The sequence below is a fragment of the Desulfobulbus propionicus DSM 2032 genome, assembly GCF_000186885.1.
Classification (GTDB): Bacteria; Desulfobacterota; Desulfobulbia; order Desulfobulbales; family Desulfobulbaceae; genus Desulfobulbus; species Desulfobulbus propionicus.
Genome location: NC_014972.1, coordinates 2,706,849 through 2,726,607, shown reverse-complemented (window position 1 = coordinate 2,726,607; position 19,759 = coordinate 2,706,849). Strand labels below are relative to the sequence as shown.

At 55.1% G+C, this 19,759-nt stretch carries 14 protein-coding genes; 10 read left to right on the top strand and 4 right to left on the bottom strand.

Annotated features, from left to right (window positions below):
• Window positions 1–29: 29 nt before the first annotated feature.
• Complete coding sequence (locus DESPR_RS11855) at window positions 30–1,316, bottom strand: 3-isopropylmalate dehydratase large subunit (RefSeq protein WP_015725045.1); 1,287 nt, start codon at window positions 1,314–1,316, stop codon at window positions 30–32.
• 264 nt (window positions 1,317–1,580) lie between these two features.
• On the opposite strand from DESPR_RS11855, the gene DESPR_RS11850 reads away from it, so the two are divergent.
• From DESPR_RS11850 to DESPR_RS11820, 7 genes are all read left to right on the top strand, one after another.
• Entirely contained in the window at window positions 1,581–3,386 is a 1,806-nt protein-coding gene (locus DESPR_RS11850) for an extracellular solute-binding protein (RefSeq protein ID WP_015725044.1), read from the top strand.
• 136 nt (window positions 3,387–3,522) lie between these two features.
• The gene (locus tag DESPR_RS11845) at window positions 3,523–4,494 is read left to right on the top strand and encodes a hypothetical protein (RefSeq protein ID WP_015725043.1); all 972 of its coding nucleotides are present in this window, start codon (window positions 3,523–3,525) and stop codon (window positions 4,492–4,494) included.
• Between the two features lie 1,007 nt (window positions 4,495–5,501).
• A complete protein-coding gene (sucC, locus tag DESPR_RS11840) occupies window positions 5,502–6,659 on the top strand; it encodes an ADP-forming succinate--CoA ligase subunit beta (protein ID WP_015725042.1) in 1,158 nt (385 codons plus the stop codon).
• 161 nt (window positions 6,660–6,820) lie between these two features.
• Window positions 6,821–7,696 (top strand): succinate--CoA ligase subunit alpha, encoded by an 876-nt coding sequence (gene sucD, locus DESPR_RS11835; RefSeq protein ID WP_015725041.1) that lies wholly within the window; start codon window positions 6,821–6,823, stop codon window positions 7,694–7,696.
• A gap of 102 nt (window positions 7,697–7,798) precedes the next feature.
• A complete protein-coding gene (locus DESPR_RS11830; RefSeq protein WP_015725040.1) occupies window positions 7,799–9,349 on the top strand; it encodes an acyl-CoA carboxylase subunit beta in 1,551 nt (516 codons plus the stop codon).
• Window positions 9,350–9,407: 58 nt separating this feature from the next.
• Window positions 9,408–9,605 (top strand): hypothetical protein, encoded by a 198-nt coding sequence (locus DESPR_RS11825; protein WP_015725039.1) that lies wholly within the window; start codon window positions 9,408–9,410, stop codon window positions 9,603–9,605.
• 56 nt (window positions 9,606–9,661) lie between these two features.
• Complete coding sequence (locus tag DESPR_RS11820) at window positions 9,662–11,653, top strand: pyruvate carboxylase subunit B (RefSeq protein ID WP_015725038.1); 1,992 nt, start codon at window positions 9,662–9,664, stop codon at window positions 11,651–11,653.
• A 102-nt stretch (window positions 11,654–11,755) separates the two neighbouring features.
• Here DESPR_RS11820 and DESPR_RS11815 read toward each other — a convergent pair whose 3' ends face one another.
• The 3 genes from DESPR_RS11815 to DESPR_RS11805 all read right to left on the bottom strand — a co-directional run bounded on the left by DESPR_RS11815 (window position 11,756) and on the right by DESPR_RS11805 (window position 15,810).
• Complete coding sequence (locus tag DESPR_RS11815) at window positions 11,756–12,670, bottom strand: HpcH/HpaI aldolase/citrate lyase family protein (RefSeq protein ID WP_015725037.1); 915 nt, start codon at window positions 12,668–12,670, stop codon at window positions 11,756–11,758.
• A gap of 348 nt (window positions 12,671–13,018) precedes the next feature.
• On the bottom strand, window positions 13,019–14,605 hold the full coding sequence (locus tag DESPR_RS11810; RefSeq protein WP_015725036.1) for a sensor domain-containing diguanylate cyclase: 1,587 nt from the start codon (window positions 14,603–14,605) through the stop codon (window positions 13,019–13,021).
• Between the two features lie 158 nt (window positions 14,606–14,763).
• Window positions 14,764–15,810, bottom strand: a complete 1,047-nt coding sequence (locus DESPR_RS11805; protein ID WP_043770043.1) for a KamA family radical SAM protein — start codon at window positions 15,808–15,810, stop codon at window positions 14,764–14,766.
• Window positions 15,811–16,604: 794 nt separating this feature from the next.
• Between DESPR_RS11805 and DESPR_RS11800 the strand changes: the two genes are divergently transcribed.
• The 3 genes from DESPR_RS11800 (at window position 16,605) to DESPR_RS11790 (ending at window position 19,632) form a co-directional block, all read left to right on the top strand.
• The gene (locus tag DESPR_RS11800; protein WP_043771246.1) at window positions 16,605–17,579 is read left to right on the top strand and encodes a DctP family TRAP transporter solute-binding subunit; all 975 of its coding nucleotides are present in this window, start codon (window positions 16,605–16,607) and stop codon (window positions 17,577–17,579) included.
• Between the two features lie 80 nt (window positions 17,580–17,659).
• Window positions 17,660–18,352 (top strand): TRAP transporter small permease, encoded by a 693-nt coding sequence (locus tag DESPR_RS11795; RefSeq protein ID WP_015725033.1) that lies wholly within the window; start codon window positions 17,660–17,662, stop codon window positions 18,350–18,352.
• The gene (locus DESPR_RS11790) at window positions 18,349–19,632 is read left to right on the top strand and encodes a TRAP transporter large permease (protein WP_015725032.1); all 1,284 of its coding nucleotides are present in this window, start codon (window positions 18,349–18,351) and stop codon (window positions 19,630–19,632) included. The genes DESPR_RS11795 and DESPR_RS11790 overlap by 4 nt, the downstream gene beginning before the upstream one ends.
• Window positions 19,633–19,759 lie beyond the last annotated feature (127 nt).

The window sequence follows — 19,759 nt, the reverse complement described above, 5'->3', positions numbered from 1 at the left end:
AGGGATTCCTTGTTCGGGTTCAGTCAGTCTCAATGCAAAAAACGGCGGGGATCGGTGATCGTGCCGGTGACCGCAGCGGCGGCAGCGCTAGCCGGGCTCATCAGATGGACCGTGCCGCCCTTGCCCATGCGGCCGTTGAAGTTGCGGTTGGTGGTCGAGGCACAGACCTCGCCATCGGCCAGAACGCCGCTGCTCATGCCCAGACAGGCGCCGCAGGTGGGGTTGAGCACGCAGAAGCCGCTGTCCATGAAAATCTTGATCAACCCTTCCTCCAGGGCCTGGGAGTAAATGGCCGGGGTGGCCGGCACCAGGATGCCGCGCACGCTGTCGGCGATGGTCTTGCCCTTGATGATCGCGGCGGCCTCGCGGATATCCTCGATGCGGCCGTTGGTGCAGGAACCGATGTAGACCTGATCGATCTTGGTCCCTTCCATTTCGGTCACATCCTTGACCAGATCCGGCTTGAAGCCGTAGGTGACCTGCGGTGCCAAGGTGGAGACGTCAACCGTCAGAACCCGCTCATAGACGGCATCGGCATCGGAACGCCACTTGGCAAAGTCCTGCGCCGCCGCCTCGGGGCTGGCATATTCATCTTGAATGAACGGCCACAGGTATTGGGCGGTGACCAGGTCGGGCTGACAGACGCCGGAGGTGGCCCCGGCCTCGACCGCCATGTTGCACAGGGTCATGCGCGAGGCCATGCTCATGGCATCGATCACCGGCCCACAGAACTCGATCACCATGTCGGTGCCGCCGTTCACGGTCAGTTGCTTGATGATATTGAGGATGATGTCCTTGGCCACCACGCCCTTGGGTAGGGTGCCGATCACCTCGATCTTGAGCGACTTGGGGGCGCGGAAGGCGCAGACTCCCTTGAGGATGCCCACTTCCAGGTCGGTGGTGCCGACGCCGGCGGCAAAGGCACCGAAGGCCCCATGGGTGCAGGTGTGCGAGTCGCCCATGATCACCGTGTTGCCGGGGCGGATGAAGCCCTTCTCCGGGAAGAGGGCATGGCAGACGCCGTTGCGGCCGATGTCGAAGAAATCCTTGATGTTGTGCCGTCGGGCCCAGTCGCGCATGATCTTGGCCTGGGTGGCGGTCTTGGAGTCCTTGGGTGGGGTGACGTGGTCGATCACCGCCTTGATCCGGGAGGGATCGCAGACCCGATCCATCCCCTTTTCCATCAGATCCATGATGGCGATGGGGGTGGTGATTTCGTGGCACATGATGACATCGATGTCGAGCACCATGTTGCCCGGTGTCGGGGTATCCCGCAGGTGGGCGGCAAAGATTTTTTCAGTGATGGTCTGTCCCATTGAGCAACTCCAGCGTGGTAAAAACAAAAAGGAGGGAATGTCGGGCAATCAGGCCGCGACTGTTCCGGTACGATGATAAAGTCGATTCATTACACCCGGTGGCCTGCTTCGTCAATTTTTTTCAGGAATGGCCAGCCGGCGCGGTTGGGCACGGAACAACTGTACATTATGGGAGCGATTGCGTATAGTGCCCTTGTTTTCCATGGTCCGCAGGCCGTGGCCAACGCTATTCTCCCGGTTCTTCCACCACCAAAGAGCGAAATCATGATCCGCACGCTTCTGACACAATGTGTCATCCTGTGTTGCTTGTTGCTTTTCCGCCCGCCGGCGAGCGCGCAAGCCGCCCACGGGGTGAGCATCGATGGCAAGCTCAAATATCCCAAAGGGTTTGCGCGGTTCGACTATACCGCACCCCAGGCCAAGAGCGGCGGCACCCTGGTGCTGCACGATCTGGGCAGCTTCGAGAAGATGAATCCCTTTACCCTCAAGGGGGCCGCGCCCCAGGGGCTGACGCCCTATGTGTTTGAGACCCTGGCCGTGCCGAGTTTGGATGAACCCTTTGCCGAATACGGCTTGATCGCCGAGGATATCGAACTGGCAGCCGACAGGAAATCGGTCACCTTCACCCTCAATCCCAACGCCCGCTTTTCCGACGGTTCGCCGGTGACCGCCGAGGATATCAAGTTTTCCCTCGATACCTTGAAAAGCGAACAGGCCCACCCGTTCTATCAGATGTATTTTCACGACATCGACGGCGCGGACGTCCTTGATCCACGTAAAATCCGTTTCCGCTTTGCCCGGCCCAACCGAGAATTGCACATGATCGCAGGCCAGTTACCGGTATTGAGCAAGCGGTTTTACAGCCGTCACCCTTTCAGCCCCAATGACGGCCAGGGCGCGATGACCGTGCCGGTGGGCACCGGTCCCTATGTGGTAGCCGAGGTGCTGCCGGGCAAATCGATCACCTACAAGAAGAATCCCGACTACTGGGCCAAGGACCTGGGAGTGCGCAAGGGGATGTTCAACTTCGAAACCATTGTGGTCAAGTATTTCAAGGACCCAGTGGTCAGCGTCGAGGCGTTCAAGGCCGGTGAATTCGATTTCATGATGGTCAACATCGCCAAACAGTGGAACCGGGACCTGACCGGTCGCCGCTTCGATTCCGGCGAACTGATCAAACAGACCTTTCCCCACAAGAACAACGCCGGTATCCAGGGGTTTGCCTTCAACACCCGCAGGCCGCTGTTCAACGACCGGTTGGTGCGCCGGGCGCTGGGCCTGGTCTTTGACTTTGAATGGACCAACAAAACCCTGTTTTTTTCCCAATATACCCGCAACAACTCTTATTTTTCCAACTCCACCTACGCGGCCACCGGTCTGCCCGAAGGCGACGAGCTGAAGCTGCTGGAACCTTTCCGCAACCAGTTGCCCCCCGAGGTCTTCAGCCAGCCGCTGGTGCCTCCTTCGACTGATCCGCCGGCCAGTTTGCGGGCCAACATGCAAGAGGCCAAAGGCTTGTTGGAACAGGCCGGCTGGACCATCAAGGACGGGGTTTTGGTCAATGGACGGGGGGAGCGGTTTCGCTTCGAGATTCTGCTGGTCGATACGGCCTTTGAACGGGTGATCGCCCCGTATGCGGCCAATCTGAAGAAGATGGGAATCGAGGTAAGCTACCGGACCATTGATCCGGCTCTCTATACTGATCGGATCAAGAATTTTGATTTCGACATGGCGGTCACCTCGTTTGGTCAATCACAATCACCGGGCAACGAGCAACGCGATTACTGGACCAGTGCGGCGGCCGATCGCAAGGGCTCGCGCAATATTACCGGCATCAAGAGCGCGGCGGTGGATGCGTTGGTTGATACCATTATCTACGCTGACACCCAGGAGGCCTTGACCATGGCCTGCCGGGCGCTGGACAGAGTATTGTGGCATGGTTATTATCTGATCCCGAATTGGTATCTGGGCAATCACCGTCTGGCTTACGCAGCCAAACTCAAGCACCCGGAACAACTCCCTCTTTACTATAGCCACGATCAGTGGCTCGACACGTGGTGGATCGAGTGAGGCAAGGTTTCGGGCAAGCGACACCGCTTGACGCGGAAACGTTCCGGCATCATTTTTCGTTGTTTTTTCCGCTGTGCTTCCCTAGAGTTGACGAAATTTCCACCTTTGGCTTGGCACCACCTTCTCAGTATTGCGCATGACGACGTCCACGGAAAAGAGCACCAAGGAGCATCAATGGATCTACCTGACAGGCAAGGAGATCTACCAATTTTACAGCCGGATCAAGGGCCGGCTGCAAGGCATGCATGTCTACGCCTTGGTGGGCAAGAGCGGCACTGGCAAGAGTTTCCGCGCCAAATTGCTGGCCGAGAAGATCGGTGTCCATTACATCGTTGACGACGGTCTGTTGATCCACGACAACGCCATTTTAGCCGGCAAATCGGCCAAGCAGGAGAAGAATTACATCAGCGCCATCAAGACGGCGCTGTTCACCGACGACGAACATCGCAAGCACGTCGTACAGATGATCCAGGAGAAAAAGGTCAAGAAAATTCTTTTGTTGGGCACTTCCGAGAAGATGGTGACCAAACTGGCCGAAACCCTGGAACTGCCACCGATCAGCCAGATCATCAAAATTGAGGAAATCGCCAGCCAGAAGGACATTGAAAACGCGATCAAATCCCGCTTCGAAGAGGGCAAGCACGTCATCCCGGTGCCGGCGATCGAGGTCAAAAGGGATTATGCCCAGATTCTGTCCGATTCGATCCGCATTTTTTTCAAAGGCGGCAAGGACAAGGACGGAATGAAAAGGTCACGGTTTTTTGAAAAATCGGTGGTGCAGCCCGAGTATCACGAAAAGGGCGTGGGAGGAACCGTCACCATTTCCGAGGCGGCCCTGACCCAGATGATCCTGCACTGCATCGATGAGTACGACGGTGAGATTCTGGTGCGCAAGATCAAGGTCAAGCTGGGCCGTTCCGGGTATAGCATCGATCTGTTCATCGATGTGCCCTTCGGCAAGACCCTGACCGGCGAGCTGCACGAACTGCGTAATTATATTCTGAAGAACATCCAGCAGTTCACTGGCATCATCATTGACCACTTGGAGATCGCTATCGACAATATTTCCCAGCGGAAAAAAGAGGCAAAGAAAAAAGCCAAAAAATAATCGACAAGTTCCCAAAACGCGGCCCACTGACGCGACACGGTTCGCCCGCAGTCATCTCCCAAGAACACCCAGGTTCTTCTTGTTTTTCTCCTCCGGCAAAACGGTTGTTCCTCCACGTTAGCCACGACAAAAAATGGCGCTTGTTCGTTCTCTTTTCTTTAACCGTCTAATTTCCGCAGGTAGTCAACATGTTCCAGTCCTTCAAAGGGGAACCGGCGCGATCTTTGATATAATTATCGCTTGACTCTTGGCGAACTGTCTGGTTATAAGTCCTGAGTTTTGAGTGGTTTTTTCGGAAGTGGCTGTAGTGAATGTTGTTGTCGGAATGGTTTTAGGGCGTATTTCAGGGTCTCTAGAGCGTATCTGAGGCAGATTTTAGGCCGTAGGTACGAAATTGCCCCAATACAACTCCCTCCACTGTATCCGTTGGAAAGAGTCTTCCCTTCACCTACATCCCCTCTGGACATCACTTGATTCACGTTCTGCCATTTTTGCAGTGGGCAGAGTTTGAGCGGTTTTTTCGGAATTGGCAGCGGCATCGGTGCACACGGAAGAATCCCAAATTCACCATGCGGGTTGGTGACGTATGCTGAATCAGGGGGGCCGTACGCCCCGCCTGTGCGCGATCTCTCCTTGGTACCCTGCCTCTCCCTTTCTCCGAACGGCAATCGTTCAACAACTATTTTCCATCTCATTAATTAACTCGTATCTTGCTGGATATTGAACGCCATCACTTTATAAAAATTTTGTGGCGTTAAAGGAGGGAATGCCGTTTCGGAAAAGTTGAGCGCAGGCGTTCGGGAGCTCTAGGGCGCAATCCGGTATCCACCAGGACCGGTTTGCGGATTTCTCTCTGCCGTGTGTCGAGACCGTCCCCGAAAAGTCGGGCGTGCCACGATTGAAGCGCCACGCAGTTGCACATTGTGAACAGGGACTTGAATTAACATTTTACTTCACAGGGGGATTTCGCGCCGCAGGCGTGGGGTCCGCCGCAAAAGGATGCGTCTATGAAAATTCATGAGTATCAGGCCAAGGAACTATTCCGAAAATTCAACGTACCAACCCCTAAGGGAAAACTCGCCCTGACCTCCGACGAGGTGGAAAAAATCGCTGAAGAATTCGGCTATCCGGTCGTTGTCAAGGCCCAGGTGCATGCCGGCGGTCGTGGCAAGGGTGGTGGCGTTAAGCTGGCCAAGACAAAAGCCGACGTGAAACCTGTGGCCGATTCCATCATCGGCATGACCCTGGTCACCAAACAGACCGGCGCCCAAGGCAAGAAGGTGCGCAAGGTACTGGTTGAAGAAGGGCTGAATATCAAGAAAGAGCTCTATCTCTCCATTATTCCCGATCGTGAAACCGCCACCGTGGCCATCGTTTGCAGCCAGGACGGCGGCATGGACATCGAGGAAGTCGCTGCCAAGACCCCCGAGCGGATCATCACTGTCAATGTCAGCCCGATCACCGGTTTTCAACCCTTCCATGCCCGCAAAATTTGCTTCGGTCTTGAGATCGAGAAAGACCTGCAGAAGCAGATGTCAGCCCTGGTGAAAAATCTTTATGAACTGTTCATGGCATATGACTGCTCCATGGTCGAGATCAATCCGCTGATCATCACCGCCGAGGGCAACATCCTCGCCCTGGACGCCAAGATGGACATCGATGGCAACGCCATGTTCCGTCATCCCGATGTTAAGGAAATGCGCGATATCGATGAGGAAGATCCGGTCGAGGCAGAAGCAGCCCAGTTTGGCCTGAACTACATCAACCTCGACGGCAATGTCGGTAACATCGTCAACGGCGCCGGTCTGGCCATGGCCACCATGGACATCGTCAAACTGGCGGGTGCCTCTCCGGCCAACTTCCTGGATGTCGGTGGCGGTGCCAATGCTGAAGCTATTGAGAATGGTTTCCGCCTGATCATGAAGGATCCGGCTGTGAAGGGTATTTTGATTAACGTCTTCGGTGGTATCCTCCGTTGCGACATTCTGGCCAAAGGTGTTGTCCAGGCCGCCACCAAGCTGAAACTTTCCGTACCGGTTGTTGTCCGCATGGAAGGCACCAACGTGGAAGAAGGTCGGAGAATCCTCGCCGAGTCCGGACTTGACCTGATCAATGCCAAGGATCTGGCAGACGCAGCTGAGAAGGTAGCCAAGATCGTTTCCTGATGAAAGATGAGTTCAGATTGGCCGGGCTCGATTTATGCCTGTGACGGGCAGGGGTTGCCCAAATGGGGGCCTGAATCGGTTCTGACGGGTCAGTCGCGACCACTGGATATTGAAGACTCAGATTTCAGAGGCAAGAAAACTTATACCCATAGAGGAAGACAATGAGCGTTTTCGTTAATAAAAATACCCGATTAGTTGTACAAGGCATCACCGGCCAAGAAGGCCAGTTCCATACCCGCTCCTGCATTGCCTACGGCACCAACGTGGTCGCCGGCGTCACCCCCGGCAAAGGCGGCCAGAAGATGGACGATGTCCCGATTTTCAATTCGGTCAAGGAAGCCCGTGAGAAAACAGGCTGCAACGCCTCCATGATTCTGGTGCCGCCGCCTTTTGCCGCTGACGCCATCATGGAAGCAGCCGACGCCGGCATCGAGCTGGTTGTCTGTATCACCGAAGGTGTACCGGTTCTCGACATGATGCGCGTCAAGAACTATCTGGCCACCAAAACCACCCGTTTGATCGGACCGAACTGCCCCGGTATCATCACCCCCGGTGAGTGCAAGATCGGCATCATGCCTGGACCGATGCACAAACCCGGCGGACCCTGGGGCGTCGTGTCCCGCTCTGGAACGCTCACCTACGAGGCCGTCCACCAACTGACCCAGGCTGGCTTCGGCCAGACCACCTGCATCGGTATCGGTGGCGATCCCATCAACGGCACCAACTTCCTCGATTGCCTCGAGGCTTTTGCTGCGGATCCGGACACCAAGGCCATCGTCATGATCGGTGAAATCGGCGGCAACGCGGAAGAAAACGCCTGCGAATGGATCAAGGCCAACACCAAAAAACCGGTTGTCGGTTTCATCGCCGGCTTGACCGCTCCTCCTGGCCGTCGCATGGGCCACGCCGGCGCTATTGTCAGTGGCGGCAAGGGAACTGCTGAGGCCAAGATCGAAGCCATGAAGGCCAGCGGTGTTCACCACTGCGCAAATCTTGGGAAATTGGGCGAGCTGTGCAAGCAAGTGTATAAAGGATGATCAGCCAGTGATTGAAAAGGCCGGATGTGCTCCATCCGGCCTTTTCATGGCTTTCATAATCGGCCACGGAATTTTTACTGAATTCTGCAGCAAGGAGACAGCATGAGCACAAAGGAAAAATTAGAGCAGCTAAAGCAAAAAAGGGCCAAAGCCTTGCTGGGCGGCGGTCAGGATAAAATCGACAAGATCCACTCCCAGGGCAAATATACCGCCCGTGAGCGTATTCAACTCCTCCTCGACCCAGGCACCTTCGAGGAATACGATGCTTTCAAGCTCCATCGCTGCTACAACTTCGGCATGGAAAAAATCAAGTTTTTCGGCGACGGTATCGTCACCGGATATGGCAAGCTGGCCGGCCGGCCGGTTTATATTTACGCGCAGGACTTTTCGGTCCTCGCCGGTTCTCTTTCCGGAACCTTGGCTGAAAAAATATGCAAAATCATGGATCTGGGCATGAAAAACGGCATTCCGGTCATCGGATTGAACGACTCCGGTGGCGCCCGTATCCAGGAAGGTATCGAGGCCCTGGCAGGATATACCGAAATCTTCACCCGTAATGTTCTCGCTTCGGGTGTTGTTCCCCAGATTTCCGGTGTTTTCGGACCCTGCGCCGGTGGCGCCGTTTACTCTCCTGCCCTGACCGACTTCATCATCCAGGTCAAGATCCAGTCCTACATGTTCCTGACAGGTCCCAAGGTCGTTAAGACTGTGTTAAACGAGGACGTCACCACCGAGCAGTTGGGTGGTGCGGCCATGCATACCACCAAGTCCGGCGTCACCGACTATGCTGCCGAGAACGAGGACGACGCCATTCAGTACATCAAGGATCTGATGAGCTATTTGCCGCAGAACAATCTGGAGAATCCTCCGGATGCCCCCTGCGACGATCCGATCACCCGCCGCTCCGAACTGCTCAACGACATCATTCCGGACAACCCGAATGCCGCCTACGACATGAAAAAGGTCATCACCGAGACGGCAGACAACGGTATCTTCTTTGAAATCAAGAAGAATTTCGCTCCGAACATCGTCATCGGTTTTGCCCGTTATGGTGGCAAGGCTATTGGCATCGTTGCCAACCAGCCGTCCTACTACGCCGGTGTTCTCGACATCGATTCCTCGATCAAAGGTGCCCGCTTCATCCGCTTCTGCGACTGCTTCAACATTCCGATCCTTACCTTCGTCGACGTCCCTGGCTTCCTGCCCGGCACTGCACAGGAATTCGGCGGCGTTATCCGCAACGGCGCCAAGATGCTGTATGCCTACGCCGAATCGACAGTGCCAAAGGTAACGATTATTACCCGTAAATCCTATGGCGGCGCCTACTGCGCTATGTCGTCCAAGCACCTGCGAACCGATATCAACTACTCCTGGCCGACCGGTGAAATCGCCGTTATGGGCTCCAAAGGCGCGGTCGAAGTCCTGCACGCCAAGGGCGCTAAAGCAGCAGAAGATCCCAGAGCGTTCCTGGCCGAAAAAGAAAACGAGTACAACGAGCAGTTCTCCAATCCATATTGTGCGGCCGAGCGTGGCTATATCGACGATGTCATTGAACCGGCCGAAACCAGGTACCGTATCATCAACGCGTTTGAGTCGATCTCTGGAAAGCGTGACACGATCCCGATGAAGAAACACGGCAATATCCCGCTGTAAACACTCTTATGTACTGGCTCGGTATCTTGCCGTGCCAACAAACTCAGAGGATGACAGAATGGCAAAAATGAACAAAAAAATGGCTGCGGCCCTTGCAGCCGTTAATGCCTACCTGATGCAGGAAGAGGAGGCGGCATACCAGGCCCAGTTGCTGGCTGCCAAATCTGTTGCACCAGCCGGGCCAAGCTTATGGGCAATTGCCGGCCGTCAGGATATCATGAATTTCCGCAGGCTGATTCAAATGAAAGCCTTCTGATGGCTTTTACGACTATTTGACGTTCAACGACAACGTATAACAGGGAGATACTGAAAATGAGCGACCAAGTGAAAATGACCGCCATGAATTATGCAACTGACCGGCCTGCTGCAGAAAATCCGGTCAAAGTTATGGACTTGAGCCTTCGTGACGGCCACCAGTCTCTGTTCGCCACCCGCGGGCGCACCGAGGACATGATTCCGATCGCGGAAATGATGGACGAGATCGGCTTCTGGGCAGTTGAGACCTGGGGTGGCGCCACCTTTGACACCATGCACCGCTTCCTCAACGAGGACCCGTGGGAGCGTCTCCGCACCCTGAAACGTTACATCAAGAAGACCCCCTTCTCCATGTTGCTGCGCGCGCAGAACCTGGTTGGATACCGTAACTATGCCGATGACTTGGCCACCGCCTTTGTTGAGCGCGCTGCCGAGAACGGTATGGATATCTTCCGGACCTTTGACGCCCTCAACGATTACCGTAACTTCGAGACCGTTGTTAAACAGATCAAGAAGAGCGGCAAGCACTTCCAGGGTTGTATTTGCTATTCGCTGACCGAACCGCGTCTGGGCGGGGATGTTTATGACCTGAAGTACTATGTCGACCGCGCCAAAGCGCTTGACGACATGGGCGCTGACTCCATCTGCATCAAGGACATGGCCGGTCTGATCGCCCCATACGACGCCTACGCCATCGTCAAGGCTATCAAGGAAGTCACCAAGACCCCGATCCACCTGCACAGCCACTTCACCTCTGGTATGGCGTCCATGAGTCATCTGAAGGCCATTGAGGCTGGCGTAGATATCGTTGACACCTGCATGACCCCGTACGCTTTCCGTACCGCCCATCCGGCCATCGAGCCGTTGGTCATGGCCCTGCTCGGCACCAACCGCGACACCGGTTTCGACATCAAGAAACTGGCCGCCATCAACGAGGTGCTAGAGAAAGAGGTTATGCCGAAATACAAGCACCTCATGGATGACTCCAAGTGCTCAATCATCGATATCAACGTTCTTCTCCATCAGACCCCGGGCGGCATGCTCTCCAACCTGGTCAACCAGTTGCGTGAGATGGATGCTCTGGACAAGATCGATCAGGTCTACAAAGAGCTGCCGAAAGTTCGGAAAGACCTCGGCCAGATTCCGCTGGTTACCCCGACCAGCCAGATCGTTGGCATCCAGACCGTGAACAACGTGCTGTTTGACACTCCTGATGAGCGCTACAAGATGATCACCGCCCAGGTCAAAGACCTGTGCTACGGTCTCTATGGTAAAACCGCTGTGCCGATCAACCCTGAACTGCAGAAGAAGGCTCTGAAAGGCTATCCGCGCGGTGAAGAGCCGATCACCTGCCGTCCGGCAGAGGTGCTTGAGCCCGAGTTGGAAAAGGCCAAGAAAGAGATTGGCGATCTCGCCAAGGATATCGATGACTTGGTACTCTACGCCATCTACCCGGTCACCGGGAAGAAGTTCCTTGAGTGGAAGTATGGCATTACCCCGGCACCGCCCGAAGTCAAGCCGCTCACCCTTGAGGATGTCAAGAAGCGTGATGAACTGGTGGCCAAGGCCAAGGCTGGCAAGCTCATCGAGCCCAAGCCCGCTGCTCCGGAGAAGACCGCTAACGTTCGGACCTTCAACGTCTTCGTCGACGGTGAGTATTTCAACGTTGAGGTCGACCCGACCGGTGACTTCCAGCCGATGGTCGCCGCTGCTCCGCGGCCTGCCGCACCTGCCGCTGCACCGAAAGCTGCTGCACCTGCCGCTGCTGCACCTGCTGCCGCGCCGAAGGCTGCTGCACCTGCCGCCGCCGCTCCGGCTCCAGCCGCTGTTGAGGGAGGAACCCCGCTGTTGGCCCCCATGCCCGGCATGATCGTCAAGAATCTGGTCAATGTTGGTGATGCGGTCAAAGCTGGCGACCCCATCCTCGTTCTTGAGGCCATGAAGATGGAGAACAATCTCGGTTCTCCGTGCGATGGTACTGTGAAGGCGCTTAATTTTGGCAGCGGTGACTCGGTTGCCAAGGATACCGTCCTGGCAATCATCGGATAATCTCGAACCTGTTTAAACACAAAAGGAGTGCCGGCTTGCCGGCACTCCTTTTTTTTAGTGCATCATTTGATTCTTAACCCTGCACCCGGTGCAAGAGATCGTTCAGACAAGGTTCAGAAACTTGGCCTGCTCCCAGAGTTTAGTGGCTAAGCGGACTGTGGCCTGATCCACCATACGACCCTCAACGGCAATCGCCCCTTTGCCTTCCGATTGAGCCCGGGCATTTGCCTCCATGACCTTGGCGGCCAAGGCGATTTCCTCTGGCGATGGAGTGAAGACCTCATTGAGAATATCGATCTGTGACGGATGAATTGCCCACTTGCCGTCGCAGCCTAAGGCGCTGGCCATGACCGCTGATCGGCGCAATCCTTCCATATCCTTGAAATTACCATAAGGTGCATCGATGGCAAGCGCTCCACCCGCCTTGGCGTGCATGACCATGTTGCTGATGGCGAAATGCCAACGATGACCTGGATAGAGATCTTCCTCTTTTTCTCCGTGACCCGAAATGGAAACAAGGCGCGCGCCTATGGAGGCCGAGTAGTCAGCGATGCCGAATACCAGACTGATCACCCTTTTGCTAGCCCGCATGATTTTGGAGGCGTTCCGTAATCCTTCGGCAGTTTCTATGGAGGCTTCTATGCCGATCGGTCGATGAACGTCTTTGGACAGTTCAATGCCGGTCAGCAAACGGTCGGCAAAAAAGATGTCGCCCCCATCATTCACTTTCGGAATGACAATCGCGTCAATTACATGTCCGGCATGTTCCGCCACTTCAAGCAAGTCCCGATAAGCAAAAGGTGTATCCAGCGAATTGATCCGCACGGTCACTGTTTTATGCGACCAGTCCAACGATCGCAGCGAATCGATCACCTGCGCACGGGCCGTGGCCTTTTCATCAACAGGGACACTGTCTTCAAGATCCAGCATGATCACATCAGCCGCGCTCTGGCTCGCTTTCTCATGCATTTTTTTCATGTGGCCAGGAACGGACAAATTGGAACGCCGTGGTTTCATCTTCCCTCCTCATCAAGTGGGTTTTGTTGGGTTGCAGGCCTTTTGTTGAAATGGTGTCTGATGCCAATCTTCGGCGACATCGATAGTCTATAGGGGCAGAACTGTATGTTCTTACCTTATTTTTCCAAAAAAAGAAAAGGATACGCACCTGAAGGGTTCTGGACGGTCAAGAAAGAAAAACGGGTGGAAATGATCAGGCCTGTTGCAAACAACCATACGATTTGTTGCCGAACAGCCTGTTGCGGTGAAAAGTTTCAACTAGAAATCAACGGGACAACAGATCCGAGAGAGCCACGTCGTGAAGGAAGGCATGGGAATCGAAAGCGCCATCGATTGCCGGGGGAATTGTTATTTGAACAAAGACCATTTCTTCTTTTTCTTGGGCGTATACAGGGCTATCCGATTGCGGCCACCGTTCTTGGCCTCGTAGAGGGCTTCGTCAGCGGCGCCGATAAAATCGTTTTTGGAAAAATCCTCCACTCCAGGTCGCGCAGTGGCAACGCCAATGCTGATGGTGACATGGTAAGATTGCCTCCCATCGTCAAAAGTAACCTCCTCAACCGTTTTTCGCAGTTTTTCAGCGACAATCTGGGCTTCCTCCTGAGATGTTTCAGGAAGAACATAAGCAAATTCTTCGCCTCCATACCGGGCAAGTAAATCATACTCCCGTATCACTTCTTTGGTTATTCGACAGAACTCCTTGAGGATAAAATCACCGGTTTGATGGCCATAGGTGTCATTGAATTTCTTGAAATGATCGATATCGGCAAGGAGCAGCGAAAGAGGCCGATCGTTTCGAATGGCCCGGTTGATTTCCGAATCGAGAAAATGCTGAAAAAAACGATGATTGCTGACTTCTGTCAACCCATCAATGTTGGCAAGATTTTCAAGCAATCTGTTTTTTTGCGATAGTTCCTCGGTAAGCCGTTCCAGTTCCATCTTGGATTTGATCAATTCCCGATTCATTTCTTCGTAGGATAGATTGATCAGGCTGAGCCGCAGGTTCGCTTCCTGGAGGATTTCCGCCACCGATTTAACCGGATTGATTTTAATTCCAAAGTAGCGTGCCGATTGATCAATCCCGCCGTCAATCGTTTTGAGGACAGTATTGATGCTCAACACTTTAAGGCCGAGCAGTTGCTTGGCTTCGGTGCGGAATTGCTTGTGGTATCGTTCCGGTTCATCGGAATAAAAGATGTTGGAGAGAAGGCCGGCGAGGTAGGCGGCCCGTATGTTTTGCTTGCATCGATGATTCCCGCCCCGATACGCCAACGGCTGATGATGGAACTTGATCGGGAAAAGAAGATTTTCTGGGAAACCCCAGCTTTTGGCGATCTCGTAGCCGAGTTCGGCATGAGAGATGCCGAGAGCCTCTTGTTCCAATCGCTCTTCATCGTGGACCGAAGTAACGTTGCCTGCATCGTTGATGATGCGAGCCTTTTGCAAGACGTCGTCGTATTGGGCCGGCAGGGTGACGGCATAGATCAATTGCCCGATATTTTGGAGAAGACCGCAAGTGAAGGCCTCCTCGGGATCACTGTTGGCCACTTGATCAAGGATCAATCGTGCGCCGACCGCCTCAACCAGGGATCGCTCCCAAAACCGTTCAAAATCAAACAGCGTCTGACGTTTTTTATTCCCCATGGCCAAAAAGGAAAAACTGAGTACCAGGCTGCGGACGGCATTCATGCCAAGAATGGATACCGCCTGATTGATCGAGGCGATCTGTTGGGGGAAACTGTAAAACGACGAGTTCGCCACCCGGAGAATCTTGGCGGACAAAGCCATGTCCTGGGCAATGAGGCCGGCGATATCGGTAAGGGTGGCTTCCTCCTGCGCAGTCAGCACCAGAAGCTTGCTGGCAATAAGAGGCAACGTCGGCAGATCTTTGGAAGAAAAAACCTCATTCAGGACAGTTTCTGAAGCGGATGCCATGTGAATACCTTGGGAAGTTCCTCGCCACAACGGCAGGGAAAGGGACGCTGAACAGTATTGGAGCGGTAATCCGATTAGCGGCGAAGGGTCAGCGATTCATGTTCGATTCCTATAGTAAGGTTCAATGGTTCAGCCGAGCAAGGGAAAAGAATGACGGGTCAGGGAATGATCTCGTTGGGATACGAGCAGGGAAGATGCCGGTAGGTGGTAAACTCCAGCGTTTTTCCCAGGCTATTGATGTAGTGCGGGGTGAGAGGGATTTTGCCGCCTCCGCCTGGTGCATCCAAGGCGTAGGTCGGGACGGCCATGCCGGAAACATGGCCAATGAGCTGACGCATGATATCCACCCCGGTCTCGATGGTGGTGCGGAAATGACTGGTTCCGCGTGTCAGATCGGCTTGAAACAGATAGTAGGGTTTCACGCGAATCCGTAATAACTGGCGCATCAACATCTTGATGGTCTCGGGTGAGTCGTTGACCCCTCGTAACAGAACCGTCTGGCATCCCAACGGAATACCGGCATCGGCCAGTCGACCGCAGGCCAGGGCGGCCTCTGGAGTGATCTCCGCAGGATGATTGAAATGGGTATTGATGTAGAGCGGATGATATTTTTTCAGCATGGCGGCCAGCCGGAGGGTCACGCGGCTGGGCAAGGTGCAGGGAACCCTGGTGCCAATACGGATGGTGACAACGGAAGGAATGGCCCGCAGGGCTTTGAGTATCTGTTCAAGGCGGCTGAGCGGCAGCATGAACGGATCGCCGCCGGAAACCAAGACATCGGTAATGGCCGGGGTGCGAGCCAGATATTCCAGGCCAGCGGCAATGGTCTGATCGTTGATGACCATGTCCGGCTTACCCACCTTGCGCTTCCGGGTGCAGAATCGACAGTACATCGCGCATTCGCTGCACACGAGGAACAAGGCGCGATCTGGATACTTGTGCACCAGACAGGGGACGGGACTCAGGTTTTCCTCGTCAAGGGGATCGACCAGGCCGGATGAATCGTTCAACTCCTTGAGGTCGGGAACAGCCTGCTTCCAGAGGGGCAATCCGTGCTGTTTGATCAGTTGCAGGTAATAGGCGCTGATCCGCAGGGGATAGTGAGCATGTACCGCCTGTAGGGGCTCGAGCGGTATGGCGAGGGCGTGGGCGAGCTGTTCGGGGCGGGTGATGAAGGTGGATGAGAGGGGTTGTCGGCTGGGCATGGTGTTGGTTTCGTGAGGAGCAAGCAAGATGGAGCAGGGGGCAACCCGTCGGGGGGCTACCGGGCAAGCGTCCATTGGCTGCGACAGAATGTGATGTTGCCTAATCGTTGACGGATAATGTTGACGTTGCTGCGACCAGCTGATCGACAGGTATCGCCGAATTCAGCGGGTCGAATTGGTTGTCGCCCACCTTTTGCCAAGAATGGGGTGAAAGGCACCGGTGTCGGCAATCAGATGATGATCAGCGACAGGATGCCCGGAACATATCAACGATTCCAAATCAGTCGTCAAGGAAAAGGTGTGCCGCGTTTGCACGGAATCACTGGCAACAAAGGAAAAATGTGGTTGTTCTTCGGGCCAATAGATTGATATGAAGATATTTTTCGTTGTGCTCCCGGCGGGTGAGGGGGTGGCGGAACAAATCTGCCGCTGATGGATTGGGGTAACCGTGCTCCATCGTCAAGCCGCTACCATGGACCATGGTGAGTGAAGTTTTTGAATAGTACGCCGGCGCGTGGTGATTGGGTGGATTTCCCGCATGTAAGAGGGGCGAAATGGCGGGAATCCGCCGATCGAAAAAGAGCAGAGGAAAAAAATGCCGTTATCAAACGGACCTCTGAGCCGCTCATATCGCGCTTCATTGTGGTCCTTATTTTGCTAGGAAAGAAACGAGCTGGTGCAACGGGTCAGCTTGCTTGGTGTGGGGGATGTCCACGCGTGGGACAACACAGCAAGGTAACCGATCAACAAAGAGGAGGATGAGCATGTTTCAGACAGTAGCCAAGGCAATTGGAATGTTGACGATTTCAGCCATGTTATGCGCCGTTCCGGCATTTGCCGAACCGATCGTCATAAAATTCAGCCACGTGGTCGCGGTTGACACACCCAAGGGCAACGCCGCAGAGTTCTTCAAGAAACGGGCGGAGGAACTCACCCAGGGCAAGGTGAAAGTCGAGGTCTATCCGAACAGTCAGTTGTACAAAGACAAAGAGGAGATGGAGGCCCTGCAACTCGGCGCCGTCCAGATGTTGGCTCCTTCGTTGGCTAAATTCGGCCCCTTGGGCGTGAAGGATTTCGAGGTTTTTGATCTGCCCTTTATCTTCAATGGGTACGAGGATCTCCACAAGGTCACCACCGGTCCGGTTGGCCGGCAGTTGCTGGACAAGCTGGAACCCAAGGGGATCAAGGGACTGGCCTACTGGGACAATGGGTTTAAATCGTTTTCCGCCAATACCCCCATCAAAACCCCCGGGGATCTGAAAGGTAAAAAGCTCCGCATCCAGTCCTCCAAGGTGCTTGAAGAGCAGATGCGTGCCTTGAAGGCGATTCCGCAGGTTATGCCCTTTTCCGAGGTCTATCAGGCCCTCCAGACTGGGGTTGTCGATGGCACCGAGAACCCGATCTCCAATTTTTACACCCAGAAAATGCACGAAGTGCAGAAGTATATGACCATCACCGACCACGGTTATCTGGGATACGCGGTGATCGTCAACAAGAAATTCTGGGAAGAGTTGCCGGCCGATATTCGCAGCCAGTTGGAGACAGCGATGAATGAGGCGACCGTGTATGCCAACAAGATCGCCAAGGAATCCAACGACAAGGATCTTGAGTCGGTCAAGGCTTCAGGCAAGACCGAAGTGACCGTGTTGACTCCGGAAGAGCGCGCAGCCTTCAAGAAGGTGCTGGTTCCGGTGCACGATAAAATGGCCAGCCGAATCGGCAAGGAGACCGTTGATGCCGTCCAGAAGGCGGTTGGGTTCACCAAATAGGGCTTGACGGAAAGATATGAAATTTCGAGGCGGAGGGCGAATGTCCTCCGCCTCCCATCGTTTTGAAGGACACGGGATCAATGAAATTCTTAAATCACCTTGAGGAATGGCTCATTACCTTCCTCATGGGAGGGGCGACCCTGATCATCTTTCTTGCCGTGGCGCACCGCTATGTCGCTGGCTGGCCCATTCCAGTGGTGCAGGACTGGCTGCTGGGGCTCAATTTCGGCTGGGCCCAGGAGCTGTGCATCATCATGTTCGTGTGGATGGCCAAGTTCGGCGCCGCCTACGGTGTCCGGACCGGCATCCATGTGGGGGTCGATGTGCTCATCAATCAGATGGAACGGTCGACCCGGGGCAAGTTCATCGTCTTCGGCTTGTTCGCCGGTGCCTTGTTCACCTCCATCGTCACGGTGCTGGGCGGAACCTTCATCTGGGACAACGGCATGCACTATGCCGTCTTCAACCTGCTTGGCTTGGAAACCGGCAGCCTGCCGGAAGGCCCGACCACCCCGGACCTCGAATGGCCGACTTGGGTGGTCTACAGCGCGGTACCTTTTGGGTCGGCGCTGATGTGTTTCCGCTTCCTGCAGGTCATGGTCAGTTTCATCAGGACCGGTGAGCTGCCGCACCACGACCACGGGCATGTGGACGGTATTGAGGAAGAGCAGAAACCGTTGGAGGGTAAGCGGCTGGAGCTGCGGGTTGTCCTTCAGGATGAGAAAGGTGAAGGCGGCTCCAAGGCCACCCACGGCAAGGAGGATGCACAATGAGCGCTGCCATAATTTTCGGTATCCTGCTTGCTTTGATGCTGACAGGCATGCCCATTTCCATTTCGTTGGGTCTGACGGTACTGACTTTTCTCTTTACCATGACCCAGGTCCCGCTGGAGTCGGTCGCCCTCAAACTGTTCACCGGTATCGAGAAATTCGAGATCATGGCGATCCCCTTCTTCATTCTCGCCGGCAATTTTCTCACCCATGGCGGAGTGGCGCGGCGGATGATCAATTTTGCCACCTCCCTGGTGGGCCATTGGCACGGCGGGCTCGCCCTTTCGGGCGTTGTGGCCTGTGCCCTGTTCGCCGCGGTCTCCGGCTCTTCGCCTGCCACGGTGGTGGCCATCGGCTCCATTCTGCTGCCAGGGATGCTCAAGGCCGGATTTCCCAAACAGTTTGGCGCCGGTGTCATCACGACCTCGGGAGCGCTGGGCATCCTCATCCCGCCGTCCATCGTCATGGTCATGTACTCGGTGGCCACCAACACCTCGGTGGGCGCCTTGTTCATGGCCGGCGTCATTCCCGGCATCATGCTGGCTTCGATGCTCGGCATCCTGACCTGGTACCGGGCGAGGAAGTTCAACTTTCCGCGCCAGCCCAAGGCCAGCTGGGGCGAACGACTGCGGACCTTTCGCGAGTCTGTGTGGGGATTGATGCTGATCGTCGTAGTCATGGGCGGTATCTACAGCGGTATATTCACCCCGACGGAAGCGGCGGCGATGAGCGCGGTCTACTCCTGTATCGTGGCCGTGTTCATTTACAAGGACCTGGGGATGAAAGATGTGCCCAAGGTGCTGCTCAATTCGGCCAACATGTCGGCAATGTTGCTCTATATCATCACCAACGCCGTCATGTTCTCCTTTATCCTGGCCAACGAGAACATTCCGCAGCTCCTGGCCGGTTGGCTGCTCGACAAGGGGTTGGGGCAGATCGCCTTCCTTTTTGCGGTCAACATCCTACTCCTGGCCGCGGGCAACTTCATGGAGCCCTCGTCGATCATGCTGATCTTCGCGCCCATTCTCTTCCCGGTTTCGATGCAGTTGGGGATCGACCCGGTGCATTTCGGCATCATGATGACGGTCAACATGGAGGTCGGCATGTGCCATCCGCCTGTCGGTTTGAATCTCTACGTGGCCTCGGGCATCACCAAGATGGGGATCACGGAGTTGACGGTCGCGGTCTGGCCCTGGTTGCTGACCATGCTCGTGTTCCTCGTCATTGTCACCTATTGGCCGCCGCTGTCGATCTGGCTGCCGAAGGTGCTCGGGATGATGTGACATGTTGTGCTGCTGGGGCGAGGAAGCATGTGTGCCTTCTTTGCCCCAGCAGGCAGTGAATTTTTGCGCCGCTCATCGCCGCCGGGGCAATCATTGAATCAATGCGGCGGCGGGTCAGCGCTGGGCG

Coding starts and splice junctions, on each gene's coding strand:
- DESPR_RS11855 (WP_015725045.1), bottom strand. CDS start 1,316: ATGGGACAGACCATCACTGAAAAAATCTTTGCCGCCCACCTGCGGGAT.
- DESPR_RS11850 (WP_015725044.1), top strand. CDS start 1,581: ATGATCCGCACGCTTCTGACACAATGTGTCATCCTGTGTTGCTTGTTG.
- DESPR_RS11845 (WP_015725043.1), top strand. CDS start 3,523: ATGACGACGTCCACGGAAAAGAGCACCAAGGAGCATCAATGGATCTAC.
- sucC (WP_015725042.1), top strand. CDS start 5,502: ATGAAAATTCATGAGTATCAGGCCAAGGAACTATTCCGAAAATTCAAC.
- sucD (WP_015725041.1), top strand. CDS start 6,821: ATGAGCGTTTTCGTTAATAAAAATACCCGATTAGTTGTACAAGGCATC.
- DESPR_RS11830 (WP_015725040.1), top strand. CDS start 7,799: ATGAGCACAAAGGAAAAATTAGAGCAGCTAAAGCAAAAAAGGGCCAAA.
- DESPR_RS11825 (WP_015725039.1), top strand. CDS start 9,408: ATGGCAAAAATGAACAAAAAAATGGCTGCGGCCCTTGCAGCCGTTAAT.
- DESPR_RS11820 (WP_015725038.1), top strand. CDS start 9,662: ATGAGCGACCAAGTGAAAATGACCGCCATGAATTATGCAACTGACCGG.
- DESPR_RS11815 (WP_015725037.1), bottom strand. CDS start 12,670: ATGAAACCACGGCGTTCCAATTTGTCCGTTCCTGGCCACATGAAAAAA.
- DESPR_RS11810 (WP_015725036.1), bottom strand. CDS start 14,605: ATGGCATCCGCTTCAGAAACTGTCCTGAATGAGGTTTTTTCTTCCAAA.
- DESPR_RS11805 (WP_043770043.1), bottom strand. CDS start 15,810: ATGCCCAGCCGACAACCCCTCTCATCCACCTTCATCACCCGCCCCGAA.
- DESPR_RS11800 (WP_043771246.1), top strand. CDS start 16,605: ATGTTGACGATTTCAGCCATGTTATGCGCCGTTCCGGCATTTGCCGAA.
- DESPR_RS11795 (WP_015725033.1), top strand. CDS start 17,660: ATGAAATTCTTAAATCACCTTGAGGAATGGCTCATTACCTTCCTCATG.
- DESPR_RS11790 (WP_015725032.1), top strand. CDS start 18,349: ATGAGCGCTGCCATAATTTTCGGTATCCTGCTTGCTTTGATGCTGACA.